23 protein-coding genes are annotated in these 24,788 nt (G+C 67.1%); 5 read left to right on the top strand and 18 right to left on the bottom strand.

Translation table 11 applies throughout. The features are described from left to right. Position 1: 1 nt before the first annotated feature. Positions 2 to 1,393, bottom strand: coding sequence for a nitrogen assimilation response regulator NtrX (gene ntrX, locus ABID41_RS13240; protein WP_354297826.1), 1,392 nt, complete (start codon positions 1,391 to 1,393; stop codon positions 2 to 4). Continuing rightward, the gene (locus ABID41_RS13245; RefSeq protein WP_354297827.1) at positions 1,393 to 3,624 is read right to left on the bottom strand and encodes a sensor histidine kinase NtrY-like; all 2,232 of its coding nucleotides are present in this window, start codon (positions 3,622 to 3,624) and stop codon (positions 1,393 to 1,395) included. Before ABID41_RS13245 ends, ntrX begins: the two co-directional genes overlap by 1 nt. Positions 3,625 to 3,922: 298 nt before the next feature. On the opposite strand from ABID41_RS13245, the gene ABID41_RS13250 reads away from it, so the two are divergent. Continuing rightward, positions 3,923 to 5,014 carry a 3-deoxy-7-phosphoheptulonate synthase gene (locus ABID41_RS13250; protein ID WP_354297828.1) on the top strand — a complete coding sequence of 364 codons (1,092 nt, stop codon included), beginning with the start codon at positions 3,923 to 3,925 and terminating at the stop codon, positions 5,012 to 5,014. On the opposite strand, the gene ABID41_RS13255 is transcribed toward ABID41_RS13250, so the two are convergent. Genes ABID41_RS13255 through dusB form a run of 3 tightly spaced genes read right to left on the bottom strand, consistent with a single transcriptional unit; the run spans position 5,011 to position 8,563 of the window. Then, the gene (locus tag ABID41_RS13255) at positions 5,011 to 6,441 is read right to left on the bottom strand and encodes a sigma 54-interacting transcriptional regulator (RefSeq protein ID WP_331929495.1); all 1,431 of its coding nucleotides are present in this window, start codon (positions 6,439 to 6,441) and stop codon (positions 5,011 to 5,013) included. The genes ABID41_RS13250 and ABID41_RS13255 overlap by 4 nt on opposite strands. Next, positions 6,438 to 7,559, bottom strand: a complete 1,122-nt coding sequence (locus tag ABID41_RS13260; RefSeq protein WP_354297829.1) for a two-component system sensor histidine kinase NtrB — start codon at positions 7,557 to 7,559, stop codon at positions 6,438 to 6,440. Before ABID41_RS13260 ends, ABID41_RS13255 begins: the two co-directional genes overlap by 4 nt. Further along, the gene (dusB, locus tag ABID41_RS13265; RefSeq protein ID WP_354297830.1) at positions 7,556 to 8,563 is read right to left on the bottom strand and encodes a tRNA dihydrouridine synthase DusB; all 1,008 of its coding nucleotides are present in this window, start codon (positions 8,561 to 8,563) and stop codon (positions 7,556 to 7,558) included. Before dusB ends, ABID41_RS13260 begins: the two co-directional genes overlap by 4 nt. A gap of 91 nt (positions 8,564 to 8,654) precedes the next feature. Here dusB and ABID41_RS13270 point away from each other — a divergent pair, with 91 nt between their 5' ends. Next, positions 8,655 to 9,800, top strand: coding sequence for a bifunctional 2-C-methyl-D-erythritol 4-phosphate cytidylyltransferase/2-C-methyl-D-erythritol 2,4-cyclodiphosphate synthase (locus tag ABID41_RS13270; RefSeq protein WP_354297831.1), 1,146 nt, complete (start codon positions 8,655 to 8,657; stop codon positions 9,798 to 9,800). Positions 9,801 to 9,810: 10 nt separating this feature from the next. Here the strand turns inward: ABID41_RS13270 and ABID41_RS13275 are convergent, their stop codons facing one another. Next, a complete protein-coding gene (locus tag ABID41_RS13275) occupies positions 9,811 to 12,051 on the bottom strand; it encodes a spermidine synthase (RefSeq protein ID WP_354297832.1) in 2,241 nt (746 codons plus the stop codon). Positions 12,052 to 12,246: 195 nt separating this feature from the next. Between ABID41_RS13275 and ABID41_RS13280 the strand changes: the two genes are divergently transcribed. Then, positions 12,247 to 12,738 carry a CinA family protein gene (locus tag ABID41_RS13280; RefSeq protein WP_331932974.1) on the top strand — a complete coding sequence of 164 codons (492 nt, stop codon included), beginning with the start codon at positions 12,247 to 12,249 and terminating at the stop codon, positions 12,736 to 12,738. A 59-nt stretch (positions 12,739 to 12,797) separates the two neighbouring features. On the opposite strand, the gene ABID41_RS13285 is transcribed toward ABID41_RS13280, so the two are convergent. Together ABID41_RS13285 and lipA are read right to left on the bottom strand one after the other, a co-directional pair. Beyond that, the gene (locus tag ABID41_RS13285) at positions 12,798 to 13,247 is read right to left on the bottom strand and encodes a type II toxin-antitoxin system RatA family toxin (RefSeq protein ID WP_331932973.1); all 450 of its coding nucleotides are present in this window, start codon (positions 13,245 to 13,247) and stop codon (positions 12,798 to 12,800) included. Positions 13,248 to 13,250: 3 nt separating this feature from the next. Next, on the bottom strand, positions 13,251 to 14,210 hold the full coding sequence (gene lipA / locus ABID41_RS13290; RefSeq protein ID WP_354297833.1) for a lipoyl synthase: 960 nt from the start codon (positions 14,208 to 14,210) through the stop codon (positions 13,251 to 13,253). Between the two features lie 297 nt (positions 14,211 to 14,507). Here lipA and ABID41_RS13295 point away from each other — a divergent pair, with 297 nt between their 5' ends. Then, complete coding sequence (locus tag ABID41_RS13295; RefSeq protein WP_354297834.1) at positions 14,508 to 16,064, top strand: AMP-binding protein; 1,557 nt, start codon at positions 14,508 to 14,510, stop codon at positions 16,062 to 16,064. 48 nt (positions 16,065 to 16,112) lie between these two features. After that, on the top strand, positions 16,113 to 16,517 hold the full coding sequence (locus tag ABID41_RS13300) for a DoxX family protein (protein ID WP_349257572.1): 405 nt from the start codon (positions 16,113 to 16,115) through the stop codon (positions 16,515 to 16,517). A 42-nt stretch (positions 16,518 to 16,559) separates the two neighbouring features. Here the strand turns inward: ABID41_RS13300 and lpdA are convergent, their stop codons facing one another. From lpdA to ABID41_RS13350, 10 genes are all read right to left on the bottom strand, one after another. Further along, entirely contained in the window at positions 16,560 to 17,960 is a 1,401-nt protein-coding gene (lpdA, locus tag ABID41_RS13305; protein WP_354297835.1) for a dihydrolipoyl dehydrogenase, read from the bottom strand. A 10-nt stretch (positions 17,961 to 17,970) separates the two neighbouring features. Continuing rightward, positions 17,971 to 19,281, bottom strand: coding sequence for a pyruvate dehydrogenase complex dihydrolipoamide acetyltransferase (locus tag ABID41_RS13310; protein ID WP_354297836.1), 1,311 nt, complete (start codon positions 19,279 to 19,281; stop codon positions 17,971 to 17,973). Between the two features lie 11 nt (positions 19,282 to 19,292). Beyond that, on the bottom strand, positions 19,293 to 19,730 hold the full coding sequence (locus ABID41_RS13315; protein WP_354297837.1) for a GFA family protein: 438 nt from the start codon (positions 19,728 to 19,730) through the stop codon (positions 19,293 to 19,295). A gap of 16 nt (positions 19,731 to 19,746) precedes the next feature. Beyond that, positions 19,747 to 21,135 (bottom strand): pyruvate dehydrogenase complex E1 component subunit beta, encoded by a 1,389-nt coding sequence (locus ABID41_RS13320; RefSeq protein ID WP_354297838.1) that lies wholly within the window; start codon positions 21,133 to 21,135, stop codon positions 19,747 to 19,749. After that, positions 21,132 to 22,178: a pyruvate dehydrogenase (acetyl-transferring) E1 component subunit alpha gene (gene pdhA, locus ABID41_RS13325; RefSeq protein WP_354297839.1), complete on the bottom strand. Its 1,047-nt coding sequence runs from the start codon at positions 22,176 to 22,178 to the stop codon at positions 21,132 to 21,134. The genes ABID41_RS13320 and pdhA overlap by 4 nt, the downstream gene beginning before the upstream one ends. A gap of 76 nt (positions 22,179 to 22,254) precedes the next feature. Then, positions 22,255 to 22,551 carry an FtsB family cell division protein gene (locus ABID41_RS13330; RefSeq protein WP_331930043.1) on the bottom strand — a complete coding sequence of 99 codons (297 nt, stop codon included), beginning with the start codon at positions 22,549 to 22,551 and terminating at the stop codon, positions 22,255 to 22,257. A gap of 117 nt (positions 22,552 to 22,668) precedes the next feature. Next, positions 22,669 to 23,949: a phosphopyruvate hydratase gene (gene eno, locus ABID41_RS13335; RefSeq protein WP_331930041.1), complete on the bottom strand. Its 1,281-nt coding sequence runs from the start codon at positions 23,947 to 23,949 to the stop codon at positions 22,669 to 22,671. A gap of 154 nt (positions 23,950 to 24,103) precedes the next feature. Further along, positions 24,104 to 24,286: a 50S ribosomal protein L32 gene (gene rpmF / locus ABID41_RS13340; protein WP_331930039.1), complete on the bottom strand. Its 183-nt coding sequence runs from the start codon at positions 24,284 to 24,286 to the stop codon at positions 24,104 to 24,106. A 91-nt stretch (positions 24,287 to 24,377) separates the two neighbouring features. Continuing rightward, positions 24,378 to 24,533, bottom strand: a complete 156-nt coding sequence (locus tag ABID41_RS13345; RefSeq protein WP_354297840.1) for a hypothetical protein — start codon at positions 24,531 to 24,533, stop codon at positions 24,378 to 24,380. Beyond that, complete coding sequence (locus ABID41_RS13350; protein WP_354297841.1) at positions 24,530 to 24,736, bottom strand: MmcQ/YjbR family DNA-binding protein; 207 nt, start codon at positions 24,734 to 24,736, stop codon at positions 24,530 to 24,532. The genes ABID41_RS13345 and ABID41_RS13350 overlap by 4 nt, the downstream gene beginning before the upstream one ends. Positions 24,737 to 24,788 lie beyond the last annotated feature (52 nt).

Raw genomic sequence — 24,788 nt, forward strand, 5'->3', positions numbered from 1 at the left:
CTTACGCGTCCTCTTCTTCCATGGGCCGGGCCCCCGACAGGCCCAGTGACTTCAGCTTGCGGTGCAGGGCCGAGCGCTCCATGCCGATAAAGGCGGCCGTCCGCGAAATATTCCCCGAGAACCGCAGCATCTGGGCGTGCAGGTACTCGCGCTCGAACGCCTCGCGCGCCTCGCGCAGCGGCAGGGCGATGATCTTCTCCGCGCCCAGGGTCGAGCTCTGGTCGGCGACCAGGGCGTCGTTGGGCAGCATGTCGGCGGTGATCGGATCGCCCGGATCGCCCGCCGCCAGGATCAGCATCCGCTCCACATTGTTGCGGAGCTGGCTGAGATTGCCCGGCCAGGCGCGGACCTGCAGGGTCGCCAGGGCGTCGTCGGCGAGGCGGCGGCGCGGCATGCCGGTCGCCTCGCAGATCCGATTGACGAAGTAGTCGATCAGCTCGGGGATGTCCTCGCGGCGCTCCGAGAGCCCGGGCACAGTCACCGGCACCACGTTGAGGCGATGGAACAGGTCCTCGCGGAATCGCCCGGCGGTGATCTCCTCGCGCAGATCGCGGCAGGTCGACGACACGACCCGGACGTCCACCTGGACATCCTGCTCCCCCCCCACGCGGCGGAACCGCTGCTCCACCAGCACCCGAAGAATACGGCTCTGGGTCTCGCGCGGCATGTCCGCGACTTCGTCGAGGTAGAGTGTTCCGCCGTGGGCCCGCTCGAACACCCCGATCTTGGCGGGACGACCGCCCTCCACTTCCTCCCCGAACAGTTCGGCATCGACGCGCTCAGGCGTCATGCCGGCGGCGCTGATGACCACGAACTCGTTGCGCGCGCGCGGGCTGGCGCTGTGAATCAGGCGCGCGACCGTTTCCTTGCCCGAGCCCGGCGGCCCGGCGATCAGCACCCGGCTGTTCGCCGAGGCGAGCTTGCCGATCAGGCTGCGCAGTTGCTGGGTGACGACCGACTTGCCGATCAGGCCGTCCGGCTGGATCGTCTGGGCGCGCAGCCGGCGGTTTTCGCGCTTGAGGTTGCTGTTCTCCAGCGCCCGTTCGACGCACAGCAGCAGGCGATCGGACTTGAATGGCTTTTCCAGGAACTCGTACGCGCCGCGCTTGATGGCGCTGACCGCGGTCTCGATGTTGCCGTGGCCGGAGATCATGATCACCGGCAGATCGGGATCCAGCGTCTTCACCAGATCCAGCAGCTCCAGCCCGTCCATGCCGCCGCCCTGCATCCAGATGTCCAGGATCAGTAGCGCCGGCTTGCGGGACTTGATCGCTGCAAGCGCGCTCTCGGAGTCGTTGGCGGTACGGACCGCATAGCCTTCGTCGGAGAGGATTCCCGCGACCAATTCGCGGATGTCCGCCTCGTCGTCGACAACCAGAACGTCAGCCGCCATCACATCACTCCCGCATCTCGGGCTCGTTCGAGCCCATCGGTTTGCGCGCCCTGGACCCGCGCGGTCGTAGGTAACTTCAGGATCGCCCGCGCGCCCTGGCCCTCGGCCGTATCGGCCAGAATCAGTTCGCCGCCGTGGTCTTCCAGAATACGTTTCACGATCGCCAGGCCCAGGCCCGTGCCCTTCTCCCGCGTCGTCACATAGGGCTCGGTCAGCCGGTCGCGATCCTTGTCGGGCAGGCCGACGCCGTTGTCCTCGATCACGAATTGCACGCCCTGTTCGTCTGAGACGATGCGCGCGCTGATCCTCCCCTTGGGCTCCGGCGTAACCGCCGTGCGCGCGGCCACCGCCTCGGAGGCGTTCTTCAGGATGTTGGTCAGCGCCTGAGCCAGCATACGGCCGTCCGCCAGCAGGGTGACCTCGGGCGTGTCGAGCAGTTCGACGTCGATGTCGGGCGTGGCTACGCGCTGGGCGAAGACCGCCGCGCGCAGCAGTTCGGCGCCGTCCTGCTGGGCGAACTTGGGCGCAGGCATTCGTGCGAAAGACGAGAATTCGTCGACCATCCGGCCGATGCCGTCGACCTGGCGCACGATGGTGTCAGTGCAACGGTCGAAGGTTTCGAGATCCTCCTCCGCGATGATCTTGCGGAACTTGCGGCGCAAGCGCTCGGCCGAAAGCTGAATCGGGGTCAGCGGGTTCTTGATCTCGTGGGCGATCCGGCGCGCCACGTCGCGCCAGGCGGCGTTCCGCTGGGCAGAGACCAGGCGCGTGATGTCGTCGAAGGTGAGCACCAGGCCGCTTTCGGAGCGGCTGGCGCGGACGCGCAGCCGCAGCGTCTCGCGTGAGCGGGCGACATCGACCTCCTCCTCGGCCTCGCCGGCGATGTCCGCGTGCTCGGCGATAGCGACCAGCTCGGGCGCCAGGTCTGTGAGGCGTGCGCCGCTCGTCGGCCCCTCGGGCAGGTCGAGCAGGAGCCGCGCCTGGCGGTTGACCGCCGAAATGCGCCCGTCGGGGTCCAGGCCGATGACGCCGGCGGAGACTTCGGCCAGCACGGTCTCGATGAATTGGCGGCGCTGCTCGGCCTCGTCGCCGGCCCGCTTCAGCGCGGCCTGCTGGGCCTGAAGATCGTGCGTCATGCTATTGAACGCGCGCGACAAGACGGCCAGTTCCTCAGGATCCTTGGAGGAGTCTACGCGGACGTCGAGGTCGCCGCCGGCCACGCGGCCCGCCGCCTGGACAAGCCTCCCGACCGGCGCCGAGATGGCGCTGGCCGCGCCCATGCCCAGCCACACCGCACCGACCAGCACGAGCAAGGCGGTCTCGATGTAGGAAAGTGCGAAAACCCGTTGGATTTGCTGGCGACTTTCGGCCGCTTCTCGATAGGCGGTGACCGAGCGGTCAGCCTCGTGGAGCTGGCTGACGATCCCCGCCTGCACCGGCCGGGTCACATAGAGATAGGCGTCCGGATAGGCCGACAGCTTGTAGAGCGCCCGCGTCAGGTTGGGCGAGACGGAGATCACGCCCTCCTCGTCCGCCGCCGCGAAGCTGGAGGGCGGCGGCGAAAGGAACCGCGGAGCGTCCACCGCCTCGGCGCGCGCCAGGATGCGGCCCTCACGGTCGATCAAATAGGCGGCCGGAAAGGCGTGATATGAGGCCTGATAGGCCAGGAAGTGGCTGAAAGTGACCGGACTCGCCTGCAGGGCCGGCGCGGCGCGGTTGAGGTCTACCGCCATCAGCGAGACGTGGTCTTCGACGAACCGCGTCTGGTCGTCGACATAGGAGCGCATCACCGTCGCCGAGTTCTCGACCACGGTCTGCACCCGCTCCGAGAACCAGTTTTCGACGCCCCGGTTGACCAGCACGGTATAGAACAGCGCCACCACCATAGCCGGGGCCATGGCCGCCAAGGCGAACAGGGTGACAAACCGCACGTGCAGCCGCGCCGCGGGGTCGCTGGACCGCGCACGCAGTAGAGCCGTAACTCGCAGCCCTACCTGCACCGCAAGGGCGAAGATGAGCACCAGATTCAGCGCCAGGATGAACAGGATATTCTTGGACGCCGGCGACAGCGGCCCGGTTTCGGGCGGCGAGGCGGCCAGCAAGATCGCCACCGCCGTCAGTAGCGCGGCCACCGCGTAACCGCCGCCGAGCACATAGCGCGACTGAAGCGCCCGCCAGAATCGCGCGGCGGGCGCTGGTCGAGATCCGCCATCGTGACTCAGGGACGCCATCTACAGCGAAACTACTGGAGTGTGCTCTCAATTCAACAGCGATGTTGCAACGAAGCGTCACCGTGCCGCGTGACGAATGAGACGGATGACAAGTTCGCGCGACTGCGTTATCGCTGCCGGCAATGATCCTCACCGCCAGCCAATATTCGTTTTGGTATTTTGGCTATTCCGATGCCGCTGGCGGAGGAAGGGGATCGCGCGACAGCAAGCTGTCATAGGACGCAAGACCCACCCAGCCGCCAGCACCTGGCGGCTTTTCTTTTGCGCCGCCGGAGCCTGAAGCCACCCGGAGCGTAAAATGACCACCTCGACCGACGACCTACGGATACTCGAAATCAAGCCCCTCGCCAGTCCGGCGGAGGTGATGGCGGACCTCCCCGCAGGCGAGCGCGTACGCGACACCGTCGCCGGCGCCCGACGCCGAATGCACGAGATCCTGCATGGCCGGGACGATCGCCTCATCGTGGTGATCGGCCCCTGCTCGATCCACGACCCGGTCGCGGCGATGGACTATGCGCGACGCCTGGCGGCCGAGCGTGAGCGCTTCGCAGGTCAGCTCGAGATCATCATGCGGGTCTATTTCGAGAAGCCGCGGACGACAGTCGGCTGGAAAGGCCTGATCAACGACCCGCACCTGGACGGCACCTTCCGCATCGACGAGGGCCTGCCGCTGGCGCGCAAGCTACTGCTCGAGGTCAACGAACTGGGTCTGCCTACAGCCGTCGAGTTCCTGGATGTCACGACGCCGCAGTACCTTGCCGACCTGGTGAGCTGGGGCGCCATCGGCGCGCGCACGACCGAGAGCCAGATCCACCGCGAGATGGCCTCCGGCCTCTCCTGCCCGGTCGGATTCAAGAACGGCACGGACGGAAACCTGCGCATCGCCGTCGATGCGGTGAAGGCTGCGAGCCAGCCGCATCATTTCCTGGCCGTCGGCAAGGATGGCCGCGCCGCGATCGCCGCCACCCGGGGCAACGAGGACAGCCATGTAGTTCTGCGCGGCGGCAAGGCCCCGAACTATGACGCCGCCGGCGTTGCGGGGGCCTGCGCGGAGCTGGCCTCCAGCGGCCTGCGCCAGGCGCTGGTGATCGACGTCAGCCATGCCAACAGCGGCAAAAAGCCGGAGAACCAGCCCGCCGTCACCCGCGACGTCGCCGCCCAGATCGCCGGCGGCGACCAGCGCATCACCGGCGTGATGATCGAGAGCCACCTGGTCGCCGGCCGCCAGGACCTGATCGAGGGCCAGCCCCTGGCCTACGGCCAGAGCATCACCGATGGCTGCATCGACTGGCAGACCTCGGCCCAGCTTCTTCAGGAACTGGCCCAGGCCGTCGAGGCTCGCCGCCAGGCGGCGAGCACTAAGGCCCGGCGGGCCGCGGTCGAGGCCTAGCGGCGGCTGCGCGCCATCTCGACGCCGAGGTCCTGGATCTTCTTGCGCAAGGTGTTGCGGTTGAGGCCAAGGATCTCGGCGGCGCGGACCTGATTGCCGCGGGTCGCCGAAAGCGTGAGCTGGATGAGCGGGCGCTCCACCTCCTCCAGCACGCGGTCGTAGAGTCCCGCGGGCGGAATGCCGTCAGGCTGTTCGGCGAAATAGCCGCCCAGGTGGCGTTCGACGAGCGTCGCCAAGGTCACCGGCCCTTCGTGGCCCGGGACCGCAGGCTGCTGGTCCGCCAGTTCCCGCTCGACGATCCGCGCGGTGATCAGCTCCTCGGCATAGAGGGCGCAGATCCGGCGGATCAGGTTCTCCAGCTCGCGGACGTTGCCTGGCCAGGCGTGCAGCTTCAGCCGTTCCAGGGCGCCGGCGTCGATGGTCTTGGCCGGCAACCCCTCCCGGTTGGCGCGCAGCAGGAAGGCGCGGGCCAGGTCCGGGATGTCCTCGGTCCGGTCACGCAGCGGCGGCAGGCGCAGCGGCGCGACGTTCAGGCGGAAGAACAGGTCTTCCCGGAACAAGCCCTGCTGGATCAAGGCGCGCAAGTCGCGGTTCGTGGCCGCGATGATGCGGACGTTCGGCGGGCGGCCGGTCTTCGGGTTCACCGACTGCTCGGAGCCGTCGATCACCCGCAGAAGCCTGGTCTGCGCATCCAGCGGCATGTCGCCGATCTCGTCGAGGAACAGCGTGCCGCCGTCGGCCTCGACCAGCTTTCCATAGTCGCCGTCGTCGCGTCCGAAGAGCTCGGCCTCGACGCGCTCTCGGGGAACGGCGGCCAGGTTGATGACGACGAACTTGCCGTCCTTCCGCCGCCCCATGTCGTGCAGCGCCCGCGCCACCAGTTCCTTGCCCGTGCCGCTTTCGCCGAGGATCAGCACCGTCAGGTCGGCGCCGACCAGACGGGCGATGGTCCGGTAGACGTCCTGCATCGGCCCCGAGCGGCCGATCAGCGGCAGCCGCTCGTCGCGGATCGCACGTGCCTGGGCCTTGGAGGCCTCCACGTCGGCCGGCCGCGCCAGGGCCCGCCGCGCCGTCGAGGTCATGTCGTCCAGGTCGAAGGGCTTGGAGACATAGTCGAAGGCGCCGACCTCGGCCGCGTTCACCGCGGTGAGCAGGGTGTTCTGCGCGCTCATCACGATGACCGGCAACCGCGGCCGCTCCTTGCGGATGCGCGGCAGTACGTCGAAGACGTTTTCGTCGGGCATCACCACGTCGGTGACCACGAGATCGCCCTCCCCGTCCGACACCCACTTCAGCAGGGTCGTGGCGTTGCCGGTCGCTCGGACCTGATAGCCCAGCCGGGTGAAGGCTTGGCTCAGGACCAACCGGATGGACGAGTCGTCGTCAGCGATCAGGATCTTCTTGCTGGCGTTCGTGACCACGTTCATGCCGGAATTCCCTCTTCAGACGCGATCGGCAGCAGGACGCGGAATGTCGTGCGACCGGGTTCAGACTCGAAATCGATCAGCCCGCCGTGACCGGAGACGAGCTTGGTGACCAGCGCCAGCCCGAGCCCGGCGCCGTTGGTCTTGGTGCTCACGAACGGCTGGAACAGGCTTTCGCGCAGGTGACCGGGCACGCCGGGGCCGTTGTCCTGGATCCTCACCTCCAGCGGCGCGCCGCGCAGGCTCTGGCCCTTTGCGGCCCGTACCTTCACCCCGTGCCGATAGGCGGTGTGGATGGTGATCGCCCCACGACCGTCGCCACGGCTGTGGGCGGCCTCCGCCGCGTTCTTCACCAGGTTCAGGAAGATCTGGATGAGCTGGTCCTCGTCGCCATAGGCCGGCGGCAGGGACGGATCGTAATGGTCGGAAAGCTGCAGGCCGTCGGCCACGCCATTGGCGGCCAGCGCCTTCACCCGATCGAGCACCTGGTGGATGTTGATCGGACGGCTGTCCGGCAGGGCGTCGTCCGAAAACGCCTCCATCCGGTCGACCAGGCGGCGGATGCGGTCCGTCTCGTCGACGATCAGTTGCGCCAGCGGGGCGTCTTCGGCGCGCGCACCGGTCTTCAGGAGCTGGGCTGCGCCTCGAATGCCGGCCAGCGGGTTCTTGATCTCGTGGGCCAGCATGTGGCCGAGCCCGACAATGGTTCGAAGCCCCGCCTGCTCGGCGCCGTTCCCTTCGGCGCCCAGCGCGCCGCCCCGCACATGCAAGGTCAGCATCACCGTTCCGTCCGCCAGCGGCACGGCGGCGCCATCGGCGGAAAAGGAGGGGTGACCGAAGAGGCTGATCTCCACGCCCCGTTCACGCACCCGCACCCCCTCGGCGCGAGCCCGCTCCAGCAGCGAGACGAGCGCCGAACCGGCCGGCAGGGCCGCGCCGAACCGGCCGCGCGTCAGCAGGGCGAGGCCCTGGCCGAACAGCGCCTCGGCCGCCTCGTTGACGGCGAGCAACGCGCCGTCGCGGCTGACCACAAGGGAAGGTTCTGGAGAAGCGTCGAAAGCCGACGCCTTCAACAGGTCAAGGTCGATCAGGTTCTGGGTCGCGTAATGTTGCGTGCTCATGCGGCCAGCCTCGTTTCAGGGTCACGCCACAGGGCGATCAAGCCCGCCTCGACTTCGAGCGGATCGTCCATGCGGCAGAGGGTGGATCGCGCCTCGCGGCGGACCTCGGCAGAGGCCGGCCACGGCGCCTTCTCGACATAGGCCGCCAGGTGTTTGCGGAAGATCCGCAAGCCCAGGCGGTCGCCATAGAAGCTCAAGCTATCTCGGAAATGATCGAGCGCGATCGACAGCCGCGCCTCGACGTCCGGTTCAGCGAACGGAACGCCGGCCAACTCCGCCTCGATCTGGCTGGCCACCCAAGGCCGCCCGTAAACACCACGTCCGATCATGACGGCATCGGCTCCCGAAGCCGCCAACGCGCTTTTCGCGCTGGCGCCGTCGGCGATATCACCATTGACTATGACCGGAATTGTGACAGCCGCCGATACATCTTTAACGGCGCGCCAATCAGCGGCTTCCTTGTAGAACTGCGAGCGGGTCCGCCCGTGAACCGTCACCGCCTGAGCGCCCCTCGCCTGCGCCCGTGCGGCGATGTCCGGCGCGTTCTTCGACTGCTCGTCCCAGCCGAGGCGCATTTTCACCGTCACCGGAACGTCCACGGCGTCGACTGCCGCCGCCACCAACGTTTCCGCCAGGTCGGGCTCGCGCATCAGGGCCGAGCCGGACAGCACGCCGGTCACTTCCTTGGCAGGACACCCGAAGTTGAGGTCGATGATCTGAGCGCCCGCCTGGGCCGCGAGCCTGGCCCCGGCCGCGATGTACGCCGGGTCGCGCCCGACCAGCTGGACCACCATCATCGGCAGCCCCTCGCCGACTGCAGCGCGGCGAACCACATCGGCGCGACCTTTGGCGAACTCTGCACAGGCGACCATCTCCGTCGCCACATAGGCGGCGCCGAGCTTGCTGGCGGCCTTACGGAACGGCAGGTCGGAAACCCCGGTCATCGGCGCGATCCATGCGCGTCCGCCAACCTCGACGTTCCCGACGTTGAGCCCATTGCTCATTTTTTAGTCACCCCTATCGCCTTACTTTTAGGCAAATTGTGCGGCGCCGTAAAGCCTGGAACGGAAGGCTTCCGACCCCTAAACAAGCGCTATGTGTTTTTCAGCCGTGATCGTGGCCGCCGGCGCCAGCACAAGAGCCGGCCCCGGCGCCCCCAAGCCCTGGCGTTCCCTGGGCGGGCGACCGGTCATCTCCTGGTCGATCCAGGCACTGGCCACCGCCGGCGCACAGGAAATCGTCGTCGTCACAACTGCAGATCGATTGGAACCCACCAACGGTTTGTTGGTTGGGACTCCAGGAGCAAGGGCCGTTATCGGCGGGGCCACAAGGGCCAAGTCGGTGCAAGCGGGCCTCTCCGAGTTAGTGTCTGACGCTCAAACGCCGGTGCTCGTGCACGACGCGGCGCGTCCGTTCGTAAAACCCACCCATGTCACCGCCCTACTCACCGCGTTGATTGAGAACGACGGGGCCGCCCCAGCCGTTCCCGTCGCCGACACGCTGAAGCGCGGCGGACCGACGGTGACAGGAACGGTTTCGCGCGAGAATCTGTGGCGCGTCCAAACGCCGCAGGCCTTTCGCCTGGGCTATCTGCGGGATGCCTATGAGGCCTGGCCGGCAGACGAAGAGCCTACCGACGACGCCTCCGTGGTCGAACATTTCGGCGGCCGCGTCTTCCTGACGCCGGGCGATCCCATGCTGATGAAACTGACCTATCCGGAGGACTTCGAGATGGCCGAGCGCTTGATTGGCCTGCATCGCGTCACGCGGATCGGCCAGGGTGTCGACGCCCACCGCTGGGGCCCGGGCGACGCCGTCTGGCTCTGCGGCGTGCGCGTCGAGCACAATCAGACGTTGGTCGGCCACTCCGACGCCGACGCCGGCCTGCACGCCCTGACCGACGCGATCCTGGGCGCGATCGGCGAAGGCGACATCGGCGAGCACTTCCCGCCCTCCGATCCCCAGTGGAAGGGCGCCGCCTCCGACAGATTCCTGCGTCATGCGGTGGAAATCCTGACGAACAAGGGCGGCCGGATCATCAACGCCGACGTCACCCTCATCTGCGAGCGCCCGAAGATCCGCCCTCACCGCGACGCCATGCGGGCGCGCCTGGCCGAGCTGCTGGATATCCCCCTGGACCGCGTCAGCGTGAAGGCCACGACCACGGAAGGCATGGGCTTCACCGGGCGTCAGGAGGGCCTTCTGGCCCAGGCGATCGTCGCCGTCGACCTGCCCGCCTAGGCCTGGCCGCCTAGGGCAGCCAGGGCCAGAGGATTTTCATCTGGGCGTAGAAGGCGCCCGGAAGATTCATGTAGTCGTCGGTCCACGGCCGAGCCTCCGTGGGATCGGTCTGCGACCATCGCTTGTCGGCCTCATAGGGAGTCAGCGCCTCGAGGTTCCGCGCGACGATCATGGCGTCCTCGGAGGACTCCCATAGCGGCGGAGAGTTGTCCGGCGCGTCGTGGCGCTGGATCAGGGCGAAGCCGCCGGCCGCCTCCGCCACCGCCATCGCCGGCGACCGCAGCTCGAGGTTCCGGTTGGAGAGGTGGACGATCAGGACGCCGCCCGGCTTCAGCTTGGCGAGATAGCCCTTCATCGCCTCGACCGTCAGCAGGTGCGCCGGGACGGCGTCGGACGAGAAGGCGTCGATCAGCAGGATGTCGAACGTCTCGTTGGGCTGTTTGGCGAGCGTCAGACGCGCATCGCCGATCACGTAGTCGATCTGGCCCAGGGCGCAGGCCGTCGTATAGGTGAAGTGCCGCTTGTCGGTGGATATGCGCACCACCAGCGGGTCGATCTCGAAGAAGGTCAGGCGATCACCGGGACGGGTGTAGGCCGCCACGGCGCCGGTCCCCAGCCCGACAGCCCCGATCCGGCGTGGCGGATCCTGGAAGTAGCCGTGGGTGAATACCTGGCCGATGGGGGTCTCCGGCGCGTAATAGACCAGCGGCCGGCAGTCATAGTCGGGATGCGTCGCCTGGGCCCCGTGCAGCGTGGTGCCGTGCGAGAGCATCTTCACCTGCCCCCTCATGGCTCCCACCGGCATTTCCGACTGCCGCAGGACCCCGAAGAAGCTGCGCCAGCTCTGCCGTACGTCCACCCGGTCGCCGATCATTTCCGCGGCGAGGGACAGGATCACCACCAGCCCGAAGAAGACGATCATCCGCCTGCGGATGAGGAAGGCGCAGATACCCGCGCCCGCCAGTAAGGCGAAGATCAGGAACCGGTTCTGCTCGGCGCCCCACCTGACCGCGATGATCGGCGCGATCGCGGCCGCGGCAACGGCGCCGATGAAGGTCATCCAGCGCCAGGGCTCGATCGGCCCGAATCCCGGCCGGGCGAGGCACGCCAGGGCCAGGACCAGCGGGTATTCCCAGACATTGGTGAAGATCACCGGCGCCAGGAAGGCGTTGAACGACCCGCCGACCACGCCGCCGAACGACATCCAGAGATAGAACTCGGTGAGGTGCGCCGGGTCGGGCCTGCGCGCCACCAGGGCCTGATGGCACATGAGCGCGGTCAGGAAGAAGGTGGCCAAGTGGATGAAGAGCTGCAGCGGGAAGTTGGCGCTGCGGAAGGGCAGGATCAGGACGCAGGCCACCACCGCGGCGGCCTGGAGCAGCAGCGTTGTCCGCTGGGAGATGATCGGCCTGTCCGAGAAGGCGATGATAAAGGTCGCCAGATAGAGGGCCAGAGGGATGACCCACAGAAACGGCGCCGAGGCGACGTCCGTCGTGATGTGGGTGGTGACGCCAAGCATGAGGCTCGACGGCGCGGCCGCCAGCCCGATCCAGGCCAGCCGCCGCGTCCAGCTTGGCGCTGGGCCGGCCCTGACCGCCGCCTCGACGCCCGCCGTCCGCGCGCGCGACACCAGCAAGGCCAACACGGCCATCAGCAGGACGAAGGCGACATAGCCGCTGCTCCAGCCGAACGATTGCCCGCGGAGAGTTGAAAAAGGTTCGATGAGCGCCGGATAGGCAAGCAGGGCCAGCAGGCTGCCGAGGTTCGACGCCGAATAGAGGACGTAGGGTTCGGCGCCGGTCTCGGCGTGCACGGTGCGGGCGTGCCAAGCCTGGACCAGCGGCGCGGTCGCCGAGAGCACGGCGAAGGGCGCGCCGATCGACAAGGTCAGGACACCCAGCAACCACAGCGACGGATGGTCCGAGGACGGCTCGCCCAGCGCCCCGCTCACGCGGAGCGGCAGGGAGAGCGCGGCGAAGACCAGGGCCGCCACATGGATGATCGCCTGGGTCCGCACCGCCGCCACTCGCTGCAGGAGGTGGGCGTAGCCGTAGCCCGCAAGCAGCGCCGTCTGGAAGAAGGCGATCGAGGTGTTCCAGACTGAAGGACTGCCGCCAAGCAGCGGAAGGACGAGCTTGGCCACCATGGGTTGGACCATGAACACGAGGCCGGCGCTGGCGAAGGTTGTCAGCGCAAAGAGGACTGGAGAGATGGACGCCGTCGGGCGCTGGGCCTGATCTGCTGCTGTCATCGTTCCGAATCGGCTTGTGTGGCAGGGCGACCGGATGTTGTGGTCTGCTTTCGTCCTTGCCTAGAGCGCGCTCCGCAAGAGTGGAATCCGGTTTTGCGACCAGAACGTGCTCAAGCTTTTGAATTTGAGCACGATTCAACGATCAGACGCCTCCGTCTGATCACATCGGGCTCTAGAGCCCGTCGGAGCTGCGCTATGTTTTCATTGGAAATCGAAACCCTGGCGAGGCTGCTGATAGACGAGGCCCGCGAACGCTCTTTGCGGATCGTCACCGCCGAGAGCTGCACAGGCGGGCTGGTGGCCGGCGCCATCTGCTCGATCCCCGGCGCCTCTGACGTCTTCGAACGTGGGTTCGTGGTCTATACCAACCGGGCCAAGCAGGAGATGCTGGGCGTTCCGGGAGACCTGATCGCCGACCTCGGCGCAGTGTCCGAGCCGGTGGCCAGGATGATGGCCGAGGGTGCGCTGGAAGCCTCGAACGCGCACGTCGCCGTTGCTATCACCGGCGTGGCGGGCCCCGGCGGCGGCACGGCCATGAAGCCGGTGGGCACGGTCCACATCGCCACCGCCCGTACGAACCAGGCGCTGATGCACCGTGGGGAATTGTTCGACGGCGTGACCCGCGCGGAGATTCAGGAGCAGGCGGTGCAGGCGGCCCTGCAGGCCCTGCGCGACCGAATGACCTAGACTCTTTGGGGGGGCGCATTTTCTCCGCCGAACCGGCGTCCACTTCGGCGGAAAATGCTCTAGGCCGCGTAGAGCGCCCTCGCCCGCCCTTCGAAGCAGGCCATCAGCTTGTCCACCGCGTGATGGAAGTTCGCCGCCAGGATCCCTGACAGCAGGCGCGACTTGAACTCGAAGTCGATGTCGAACTCGATCTTGGTCCCGCCCGGCGCTTCGACGAAGCGCCAGCGGTTGACCAAGTGCCTGAACGGCCCCGACAGGAGCTGGACGTCGATCTGGCGCTCGCCCGCGTCACGGCGCACCCGCGTGGCGAACTTCTCTTTCAGGAACGAAAAGCCGACGCCGGCCTGGGCGTCGACGACGGTCACGCCCTCGCTTTCGACCCTGGCGTTCCAGGTCCGCATGGACTGGATCCACGGCACGAAGTCCGGATAGGCGTCCACGTCCCCGACCAGCTTGAAAAGCTGGTCGGGGCTGTAAGGCAGCACCTTTTCAATGTGATAGCGCGGCAAGCGTCAGGCCGCGTCCTTGGCGAGCCGGGCGGCCTTCAGCCGGGCGAAGTCCTCGCCGGCGTGGTGCGACGAGCGCGTCAGCGGGCTGGCGGAGACCATCAGGAAGCCCTTGGCCCGGGCGATCTCCTCATAGGCCTTGAACTCGTCAGGCGTGACGAAGCGGTCGATCGCCGCGTGCTTGCGGGTCGGCTGGAGGTATTGGCCGATGGTCAGGAAGTCGACGCCGGCCGAGCGCATGTCATCCATGACCTGCATGACCTCTTCCTTCGCCTCGCCCAGCCCGACCATCAGGCCGGACTTGGTGAACTGGTTCGGATCACGCTCCTTCACGCGCTCCAGCAGGCGCAGCGAGTGATAGTAGCGCGCGCCCGGCCGGATCGAGAGGTAGAGCCGCGGCACGGTCTCCAGATTATGGTTGAAGACGTCCGGCTTGGAGTCGATCACGATCTCCGCCGCGCTCGGCCCCTTGCGCAGGAAGTCCGGCGTCAGGATCTCGATGGTCGTGTTCGGCGCGGCTGCGCGGATCGCGCGGACGACCTCGGCGAAGTGTGCGCCGCCGCCATCGGCCAGGTCGTCGCGGTCCACCGAGGTGATGACGACGTGCTTGAGGCCCATCTTCGCCACGGCGTCGGCCACCCGGGTCGGCTCGGTCGGATCGAGCGGGTTCGGCTTGCCGGTGGTCACGTTGCAGAAAGCGCAAGCGCGGGTGCATATCTCGCCCATGATCATCATGGTCGCGTGGTTCTGGCTCCAGCACTCGCCGATGTTCGGACAGGCGGCCTCTTCGCAGACCGTCACCAGGCCATGGGCCTTCACCACGTCCCGCGTGGCGTTGTAACCGGGTGCGCCGGGCGCGCGGACGCGGAGCCACTCCGGCTTTCGCAGGACCGGCGTGTCCGGGCGTGACTGCTTCTCAGGATGCCGGGGCCTTTGCCCACCGAGTGTGTCGATGACGGTCGCCATACGGCCTAGATCGGCCTTCTGGCCGCCTGGATCAAGGCGTCATTGGACGCAGGGGCGCCGCAGGCTCAAACTTCAGCATGGTTCGGGCCGGACGGCTCGCCAGGGCCGCCGCGCTCGGACGCCCCGCGGATCGCCGGGCGACGGAATTTTTCGCTCCAGCCCAATAGCTTAGCGTGGCGTAACCCTTGACGCTGGGGCCGAACCTCACGACCTGTTACGCATCTTTTCAACCGTGGAGGCGAGCGATAGGTTTTGCAGCCAACGGAAACGGCGAGACGTTCGGGGAGGTTTTCGCCTTTGTCGCCTTCTTTTGACCTGCGTTCGACTGAGCGCTCATTGTTCGATGCGCTGATCGACGCGCGCGCGACCTACGGCGCCAAGAAGCCGATCCTAGAGGACCAGGAGCGCAACCCCCTCAGCTACACCGATCTGATGCGGGCCGCCTTCGCACTCGGCCGCAAGATCGCCGGAATGACCAGGCCCGGCGAGCACGTTGGCATCATGCTGCCATCCAGCGCCGGCGCGGTGGTCACCTTCTTCGCGCTGCATGCCTTCGGCCGCACGCCGACCATGCTGAACTTCACAGCCGGCATTCGGAACCTCAAGGCGGCCTGCGAACTGGCCGAGGTGAAGCGGGTGCTGACCTCGCATCGCTTCATCGAACAGGGCAAACTGCACGACCTGATCGACGCGCTCGAGCCGCTGGCCGCGATCACCTATCTGGAAGACGTCCGCGAAACGATCGGCCTGGGCGACAAGCTCTTCGCCGCCACCGCGGCCGCCTTCCCGCGGCGCTTCCGGACCCCAAGCAAGCCGTCGGACCCCGGCGTCATCCTCTTCACCTCCGGCAGTTTCGGCGCGCCTCGGGGCGTGGTGCTGAGCCAGTCGAACCTCATCGCCAATGTCGAGCAGGTGGCCGCCCACATCGACCTCGACCCGAGTTGGGTGATGTTCAATCCCCTGCCCACCTTCCACTGCTTCGGCCTGACCGGCGGCGTGCTGCTGCCGCTGCTGAAGGGCATGAAGGCGTTCGAGTATCCCTCGCCGCTGCACGTCAAGCAGATCCCGCCGCTGATCAAGGACACCGGCGCCTCGATCCTGTTCGCCACCGACACCTTCCTCAATCAGTACGCGCGCGCCGCCGAACCGGACGAACTGTCCGGTCTGCAGTTCATCGTCTGCGGTGCGGAGAAGGTGCGGGAGGAGACCCACAACCTGGTCCGTGACCGGTTCGGCGACGTGCCGGTGCTGGAAGGCTACGGCGCCACCGAGGCCTCGCCGGTCATCGCCGTGAACAAGCCGACCGACAACCGCCGCGGAACGGTCGGCGGCGTGCTGCCGGGCATCGAGACGAAGCTCGAGCCGGTGGAGGGCATCCCCGGCGGCGGGCGGCTCTATGTCCGCGGCCCGAACGTCATGGCCGGCTATCTGGGCGCTGGCGGGGTTCTGGAGCCGCCGCCCGGCGGATGGCACGACACCGGCGACGTGGTCGATCTCAGCGACGACAACTGGATCAAGATCCTCGGCCGCGTGAAGCGCTTTGCGAAGGTGGGCGGCGAGATGGTCTCCCTCACGGCGGCCGAGGACATCGCCACCGCCGTCTGGCCCGACAGCCGCCATGCGGTGATCGCCATGCCCGATCCCAAGAAGGGCGAGCGTCTCGTCCTGGTCACCGATCGCCGCGACGCCGAGGCCGGACCGCTGGTCGTTCACGCCCAGACCATCGGCGCGCCCGAGCTGGCCGTCCCGCGGAAGATCATCAGGGTCACCGAAATCCCGGTGCTGGGCACCGGCAAAACGGACTACGTCGCGATCACGCGGATGGCGGAGGCCGACGGACGCCGCGCCGCCTGATCCTCAAGCTTTGGCGTCTTTCGGGACGCTGATTGGGAGGGACTGCCGATGATGTCTAGCCTCGAGGCGTGGGCCCCGCGAGTCCTGAGCCTGCTCAGGATCGTCGCCGCCCTGCTCTTCATGGAGCATGGGCTGATGAAGCTGATCGAATTTCCCGGCCCGCAGCCGGGCGTGCCCGATCCGCTTCCGACCATGCTGATGGCGGCGGCGGTGATCGAGGTGGTCGGCGGCGGGCTGATCGCGCTCGGCCTCTTCACCCGCGTCGCGGCCTTCATCTGCTCGGGACAGATGGCGGTTGGCTACTTCACCGTCCACGCGGCCCAGGGTTTCTGGCCGGGTCTCAACGGCGGCGACGCGGCCGTCCTGTTCTGTTTCGTCTTCCTCTACCTGGTCTTCGCCGGTCCGGGCCCCTGGAGCCTGGACGCCATGCGCGGAAGGCGTCGCCGGTTCTGACGCGAAACGCCCTTCGCGCTGAGCGAAGGGCGTCGGCCGAGCCTAGAGGTGCAGCACCCGTCCGTATGCGTCGAGCGCTGCCTCGTGCATCGCCTCGCTCATGGTCGGATGCGGGAACACCGTCGCCTGCAACTCGGCCTCGGTCGCTTCCATCGTGATCGCCAGGGTGAAGCCCTGGATCATTTCGGTGACCTCCGCGCCGATCATGTGGGCCCCGATCAGGGCGCCGGTCTTGGCGTCGAAGATGGTCTTCACGAAGCCCTCGGTCTCACCGGACGCGATGGCCTTGCCGTTCACGCGGAAGGGGAAGCGGCCGACCTTGGCCTCGATCCCCTGCTCCTTGGCCTGCGCCTCGGTCAGGCCGACGGAGGCGATCTGCGGGTTGGAATAGGTGCAGCCCGGGATCGGGGAGGACAGGTTGGTCGGCTTCAGGCCGGCGATATGCTCGATACAGTGAACGCCTTCATGGCTGGCCTTGTGGGCGAGCCAGGGCGGACCGGCCACATCACCGATGGCGTAGAGGCCCGGCACGCCGGTCGCGCCATGGTCGTCGATGACCACGTGGGTCTTCTCGATCTTCACGCCCAAGGCCTCCAGGCCCATATCCTCGACATTGCCGACGATCCCGACCGCCACGATGGCGACCTCGGCCTCCAGGGTTTCGGCCTTGCCGCCGGCCTCCAGGTCGATGGTCACGCCGGTCTTGGACTTTGCGAGCTTCTTGACGCTGGCGCCGACGCGGAATTTCAGCCCCCGCTTCTCGAACGCCTTGTGCGCGGTCTTGGAAACCTCCTCGTCCTCGACGGGCAGGATGCGCGGCAGCGCTTCGACGACCGTCACGTCCGAGCCGAGCGCGCGATAGAAGCTCGCAAATTCGATCCCGATGGCGCCGGAACCGATGACGATCAGCGACTTGGGCGCGGCCTTGGGGACCATCGCCTCGCGATAGGTCCAGACCCGCTCGCCGTCCGGCTCGAGCCCGATGGCCGGGATCGTCCGCGCCCGCGCGCCGGTGGCGAGGATCACATGCTTGGCCTGGACCGTGCGCGATCCGCCGGCCTTCAGGGCCACGACGACCTTCGGCGCGCCCTGGCCCTTCTCGAGCTTGGCGACGCCTTCGATCACCTCGATCTTGTGCTTCTTCATCAGGAAGCCGACGCCGGAGTTCAGCTGGCCCGCGACCTTGCGCGATCGCTCGATCACCTTGCCGAAGTCGAAGCTCGCCTTCTCGACCTTCAGGCCGTAGTCGGCCAGATGTCCCAGGGTTTCATAGGCCTCGCCCGACTTGAGCAGGGCCTTGGTCGGGATGCACCCCCAGTTCAGGCATACCCCGCCCAGCGCTTCGCGCTCGACGATCGCCGTCTTGAAGCCGAGCTGGCTCGCCCGGATGGCGGTCACATAGCCGCCCGGCCCCGAGCCGATAACGATGACGTCAAAATCCATTTCACTCACCTCAGACGATCATCGTGATCGGGTCTTCGATCAGGGCCTTGAAGGCCGCGAGCCAGCGCGCGCCGATCGCTCCATCCACCACGCGGTGGTCGCAGGTGAGCGTCACGCTCATGACCGTGGCGATCGCCAACTGGTCGCCGCGGACGACCGGCCGCTTCTCGCCGGCGCCGACCGACAGAATCGCGCCCTGAGGCTCGTTGATGATCGAGGCGAAGCTCTTGATGCCGAACATGCCGAGGTTCGAGATCGAGAAGGTGCCGCCCTGGAACTCCTCGGGCTTCAACTTCTTGTTCCGGGCCCGCTCGGCCAGGTCCTTGGCCTCCAGCGCGATCTGGGCCAGGCCCTTGGTCTCCGCCTGGCGGATGATCGGGGTGATCAGGCCATGCTCCAGCGCCACGGCGATGGCGATGTCCGCGTGGTGGTGCATCGCGATGCCTTCGGGGGAATAGGAGGCGTTGGCCTCCGGCACCTGCTTCAGCGCCAGGGCGGCGGCCTTGATGACCAGGTCGTTGACGCTGACCTTCACACCCTGCTTCTCCAGCAGGCCGTTGATCTTCACCCGCGCCGCCAGCAGTTGGTCGATCTCCAGGTCGATGTTCAGCGGGAAGTGCGGCACGTCGCGGAAGCTGTCGGTCATGCGCCGGGCGACCGTCTTGAGCATGCCGTCGAGGGGGACGAGATCGTAGCTTCCGTCCGGGATGCCCATCTGCGCCAGGGTCTGGACCGGCCGCGGGGCGCCGGCCGGCGCGGCCGCTGCGACGGGCGCCGCCTTGGCCCGGGGCGCCGCGCCTTCGACGTCGCGCTTGATGATCCGGCCGTGCGGACCCGAACCCTCGATCTGCGCAAGATCCAGGCCCTTCTGCTCGGCGATGCGGCGGGCCAGCGGCGAGGCGAAGATGCGTGCGCCGGCCACGCGCGCCGGCGCCGGGGTCGGCGCAGCCGCCTTGGGTGCTTCGGCGGAAGCCGCCGGAGGGGGCTCGCCCTTGGCCGGCTCGGCCTTCGGCGCCTCAGCCTTGGTCGCTTCGGCCTTAGGGGCTTCGGGCGCCGGAGCAGGCTTGGCCGCGCTGGCGTCATCACCGCTCAGGCGGGCGATCGGGGTGTTCACCTTCACGCCTTCGGAGCCCTCGGGGATCAGTATCTCCTCGACGGTTCCCTCATCGACCGCCTCGACCTCCATGGTCGCCTTGTCGGTCTCGATCTCGGCGATCACGTCGCCGGACTTCACGGCGTCGCCCTTCTTCACGTGCCATTTGGCGAGCGTGCCCTCCTCCATGGTCGGAGAAAGCGCGGGCATCAGGACATCAATGGTCATCTTCAAGCTTCTCAGGCGCTGGGCAGGGCTTCGACAAGCACCGCTGGCGTCCAGCGCGCCATGCGCCGCTCCAGCCGCTCGTCCTGGGTTTCGTGTTCGTAGCTGACGGGCTCGGCGGTCCGCCCGCCGAACCCTTCGAGATCGACGCCGGCGACATTCAGGGTCGCCAGTAGTCGCCCATCATCGGTCTGAAGGACCGAAGCCACGTAGACGCCGCACTCTTCGCAGAGCAGCGCGTCGACGGCCCGGGCGCCGAACCGATAGCGGTTCAGGACCCCAGGCGCGGCCTCGATGTGCAGGCGGCTCGCCGGATCGCTCATGGTCCGCGCCCCGTGCCGGCGGCAGAAGCCGCACTGGCATGAGCGCAGGGGCAGCTCGTCCACGGGCCTTCCGGGGTCCAGCTCGACCCGGATGGCGCCGCAGTGGCAATGACCCGCGAGCGTCGTCATGGACGAGACCGCGCCGTCATTTCCGATAGGCGACCGCCTTCGCCGCCTTCACGATCTTCTCGACCGACGGCAGCGAAAGCGCCTCGAGGTTGGCCGCATAAGGCAATGGCACATCCTCCTGGTGGACCCGCGTAGGCGGCGCATCCAGATAGTCGAAGGCATGTTCCAGCACGCGGGCGACCACCTCGGCGCCGACGCCCATCGGCCCCCAGCCCTCTTCGACGGTGACGATGCGGTTCGTCTTCTTGACGCTCTCGACGATCGTCTCGTGATCCAGAGGCCGCAGGGTGCGCAGGTCGACGACCTCGGCCTCGATGCCTTCGGCAGCCAGCTCTTCGGCTGCTTTCAGCGCCAGGCCGACCATCCGCGAGTGGGCGGTGATGGTCACATCCTTGCCCTCTCGCCGGACCTTCGCCTTGCCGATCGGCACGACCCAGTCGATGTCCGCCGGGACGTCGAACTCCTGGCCGTACATCATCTCGTGTTCGAGGAAGACCACGGGGTTGGGGTCGCGGATCGCCGCCTTCAGCAGGCCCTTGGCGTCGGCCGCGTCATAGGGCGCGACGACCTTCAGGCCGGGCACCTGGGCGTACCAGGCCGAATAGTCCTGGCTGTGCTGGGCCGCCACGCGGGCGGCGGCGCCATTGGGCCCCCGGAACACGATCGAGCACTGGATCTGGCCGCCGGACATGTAGAGCGTCTTGGCCGCCGAGTTGACGATATGGTCGATCGCCTGCATGGCGAAGTTCCAGGTCATGAACTCCACGATCGGCTTCAGGCCGGCCATGGCCGCCCCGACGCCGAGCCCGGCGAAGCCGTATTCAGTGATCGGCGTATCGACGATGCGCTTGTCGCCGAACTCCTGCAGCAGGTCTCGCGAGACCTTGTAGGCGCCCTGGTACTGGGCGACTTCCTCGCCCATCAGGAACACCTTGTCGTCCCGACGCATCTCCTCGGCCATCGCGTCGCGCAGGGCGTCGCGGATCGTCGTCTTGACCAGCTTGGCGCCCTCGGGGATTTCCGGGTCCCGCAGTTCGACCTTCGGCGTCACCGGCGCCGTGGCCTCGCCCTCGGGCTGGGGCCGCGCGGTTTCGGGCTGGCTCTTCTCCGGATCGCCGGCCGACTGGACGGGCGGAGCTTCGGCCGGGGCCTTGGCGGCCGGCGCGCCGTCGCCGCTCAGGCGGGCGATCGGCGTGTTGACCTTCACGCCCTCGGAGCCCTCGGGGATCAGGATCTCCTCGACGGTTCCTTCATCGACCGCCTCGACCTCCATGGTCGCCTTGTCGGTCTCGATCTCGGCGATCACGTCGCCGGACTTGACCGTATCGCCTTGCTTCACGTGCCACTTGGCGAGCGTGCCTTCTTCCATGGTCGGAGAAAGCGCGGGCATCAGGACGTCGGTCACTCGGCGGCCTCCAGATAGACGTCCGTATAGAGCTCGGATGGTTCGGGCTCGGGCGAGGTCCGCGCGAACTCGGCGGCGTCGGCGACGATCGCCTTCACCTCGGCGTCGATGGCCTTCAGCGCCCCCTCGTCGGCCCAGCCGTTCTTCGAGAGCAGTTCCTGCACATGGTCGATGGGGTCGCGGGTCTTGCGGACCTCGTCGACCTCGTCGCGGGTGCGATACTTCGCCGGGTCGCTCATCGAGTGGCCCCGATAGCGATAGGTCTTCATTTCCAGGATGTAGGGGCCCTCGCCCGAACGGGCGTGCTCGGCCGCCTTCTTGGCCGCCTCGCGCACCGCCAGGACATCCATGCCGTCAACCTCTTCGCCCGGAATCCGGAACGAGGCCCCGCGCTTGAAGAGCCGGGTCTCGGAGGAAGACCGCTCGATCGACGTGCCCATGGCGTACTGGTTGTTCTCTATGATGTAGACCACCGGCAGGCTCCAGAGCTCGGCCATGTTGAAGCTCTCGTAGACCTGGCCTTGGTTGGCCGCGCCGTCGCCGAAATAGACGAAGGCGACCTTCTTGTTGTCGCGGTATCGGTTTGCGAGCGCCAGGCCCGTGCCCAGCGCCACCTGGCCGCCGACGATGCCGTGGCCGCCGTAGAAGTCCTCGGCGGTCGAGAACATGTGCATCGATCCGCCCTTGCCCTTGGAGGAGCCGCCGGCGCGGCCGGTCAACTCGGCCATCACCTCCTTGGGATCCATGCCGCAGGCCAGCATGTGGCCGTGATCGCGGTAGCCGGTGATGACCTGGTCGCCTTGCTCCTTGATCGACTGCACGCCGACCGCAATGGCTTCCTGACCGATGTAGAGATGGCAGAAGCCGCCGATCAGCCCCATGCCGTAAAGCTGCCCCGCCCGCTCCTCGAAGCGACGTATCAGCAGCATATCGCGGTAGTAGCGGAGGAGCTCATCCTGGCCTACGGAGCCCTCTTGGGCGCCGGAGCCACCGGTTTCATGAGTCTTCCGCCTAGCTGCGGAGCCAGTTTGCCCACGCGCCATTCGTCTCTCCCGTAGGAATGCATTTTCGCGGTTACGCTCCGCGCTTAGGTTCTTCGATCAAACGTCGAATCCGCCCTTAGGGCTTCACGCGGATCACATAGTCGTTCGGGTGGGCGAAACCTAGCAGGGAACGGGCACGTTCTTCCAGTAGGTCCGCGGAGAGGCTGGTGTCCCGCAAAAGCCGCGCGCGGGCTTCGAGATCCTGGCGTTGTGCGCGCAGGTGCGCGAGTTCCTGCGACTTGGCCGCCAGGGTCGCATCCCTTTGTTTCGACGACAAAAGGCCACGGTCGCCCGTAAAGGCGTGGAACCCGAAATAGACGATCAGAAAGGCGAGCGCCGCTGTCGGCAGATATGTGCGAAGGCGAGCGAGCACGATCGAAACTTGTCACTCCTGATAGGAGGCATTTCACGCGAACGTGCTTAATTTCCAGTTACACAAAGCGCAAAAGGCGAGCGGAGAAGCAAATCTTTCCGCTCGCCCTGAGGCGGTTTAGAGGCGCTTGAGCGCCTTGGCGCCGAGATAGATCGCCTGGTCGCCCAGTTCTTCCTCGATGCGCAGCAGCTGGTTGTACTTGGCGGTGCGGTCCGAACGGGCCAGCGACCCGGTCTTGATCTGGCCGCAGTTGGTGGCGACCGCCAGGTCGGCGATGGTCGAGTCCTCGGTTTCGCCTGAACGGTGGCTCATCACGGCGGTGTATGCCGCGCGGTGCGCCATATCGACAGCGTCGAGGGTCTCCGACAGCGTGCCGATCTGGTTGACCTTCACCAGGATCGAATTGGCCAGGCCCTTCTCGATGCCCATGGAGAGGCGCGCGGGGTTGGTCACGAAGAGGTCGTCGCCGACGAGTTGGACCTTGCCGCCGAGGGCGTCGGTCAGCAGCTTCCAGCCTTCGAGATCGTCTTCGGCCGCGCCGTCCTCGATGGTCACGATCGGGAAGTTTCCGACCAGACCTTCCAGGTACTTGACCATGCCGGCCGGATCGAGGGTCTTGCCCTCGCCTTCCAGGACGTACTTGCCGTTCTTGAAGAACTCGGTCGAGGCGACGTCGAGGCCGAGCTGGAAGTCCTCGCCGGCGCGGTAGCCGGCCGCCTCGCCCGCCTTCACGATGAAGGCCAGGGCTTCTTCAGCCGAGCCGATGTTGGGAGCAAAGCCGCCCTCGTCGCCGACGTTGGTATTGTGGCCAGCGTCCTTGAGGGCCTTCTTCAGCCCGTGGAAGATCTCCGCGCCCATGCGCAGGCCCTCGGCGAAGGTCGAGGCCCCGGTCGGGAGGATCATGAATTCCTGGATGTCGATCGGATTGTCGGCGTGGGCGCCGCCATTGATGATGTTCATCATCGGCACGGGCAGCACGCGCGCCGAGACCCCGCCGACGTACTTGTAGAGCGGCAGGTCGGCGCTGATCGCGGCGGCCTTGGCGGCGGCCAGGCTGACGCCGAGGATGGCGTTGGCGCCCAGGCGGCTCTTGTTCGGGGTGCCGTCCAGCTCGATCAGGCGCTGGTCGAGGCGGCGCTGGTCTTCGGCGTCGAAACCGGACAGGGCGTCGTAGATCTCGCCGTTGACGGCCTCGACGGCTGCCAGGACACCCTTGCCGCCATAACGGCTCTTGTCGCCGTCACGCTTCTCGACCGCCTCGTGGGCGCCGGTCGAAGCGCCGGAGGGCACGGCCGCGCGGCCGAGCGAGCCATCCTCGAGGATGACATCGACCTCCACCGTCGGATTGCCGCGGCTGTCGAGGATTTCGCGGGCCGTGATGTCGACGATTTCGGTCATGGGAGCTCCAGGCGTTTTGGGAAGGCGCCGGATCGTTTAGCGGCCTTCGCCCCCAGGGGCAAACACGCCGGCATGGCCAAAAAGCAAAACCCCGCCCGGTGAACCGGACGGGGTCGAAAGCTTTGCTGGGGCGGAAGGCCCCCGCCCGCTGGCCTTAGTCGGCCTTCGGGGTGATGACCTGGCGGCCCTTGTACATGCCGGTCTTCAGGTCCACGTGGTGCGGACGCTTCAGTTCGCCGGTTTCCTTGTCTTCGACATAGGAGTTGGCGCCCAGGGCGTGGTGCGCGCGCCGCATGTTGCGCCGCGAGGGGGATACTTTTCGCTTCGGAACGGCCATCGGATAATCTCGCAGGCGTGAAAAACGGAGACGGCGGCCGAACGGGGCCGCCGACGTGAGCGCGGGTCTATGCCCGATAACCCTTCGAATATCAAGCGTTGGAAGAAAACTTACTGATCAGGCGCTTTGGTGCGACCTGAACCCAGGCCATGCGCATCAATTCAGCGAATCGCTCTTCGCCGATCTTCTCGAACCAGACGAAGGTCGAGCCCTGCCGGCCCCAGTATCCGGGAACCGGCTCGATCACGCCCGGCGCGTCCTCGGCAGGTTCCTTTGATCCTCGACGTCCAGCTTGAGCATCGTCCGAGGCTGATCCTGGTGGATCGTGCAGAAGATCTTCTTGCCGACCCGAAACGACGGCATCCCGAAGTGATCGGCCTCATAGGCTTCCGGTTGCGCCAGCGCGATCCGGCGGATGTCGTCGCGGGAGAGCATGGGGAAGAATAGCATCCCTCCCCTTCGGGGCCAGACGCGGCTCAATCCTTCTCCCCAAGCGGGAGAA

Source organism: Phenylobacterium koreense (genome assembly GCF_040545335.1).
GTDB classification, from domain to species: Bacteria; Pseudomonadota; Alphaproteobacteria; order Caulobacterales; family Caulobacteraceae; genus Phenylobacterium; species Phenylobacterium koreense.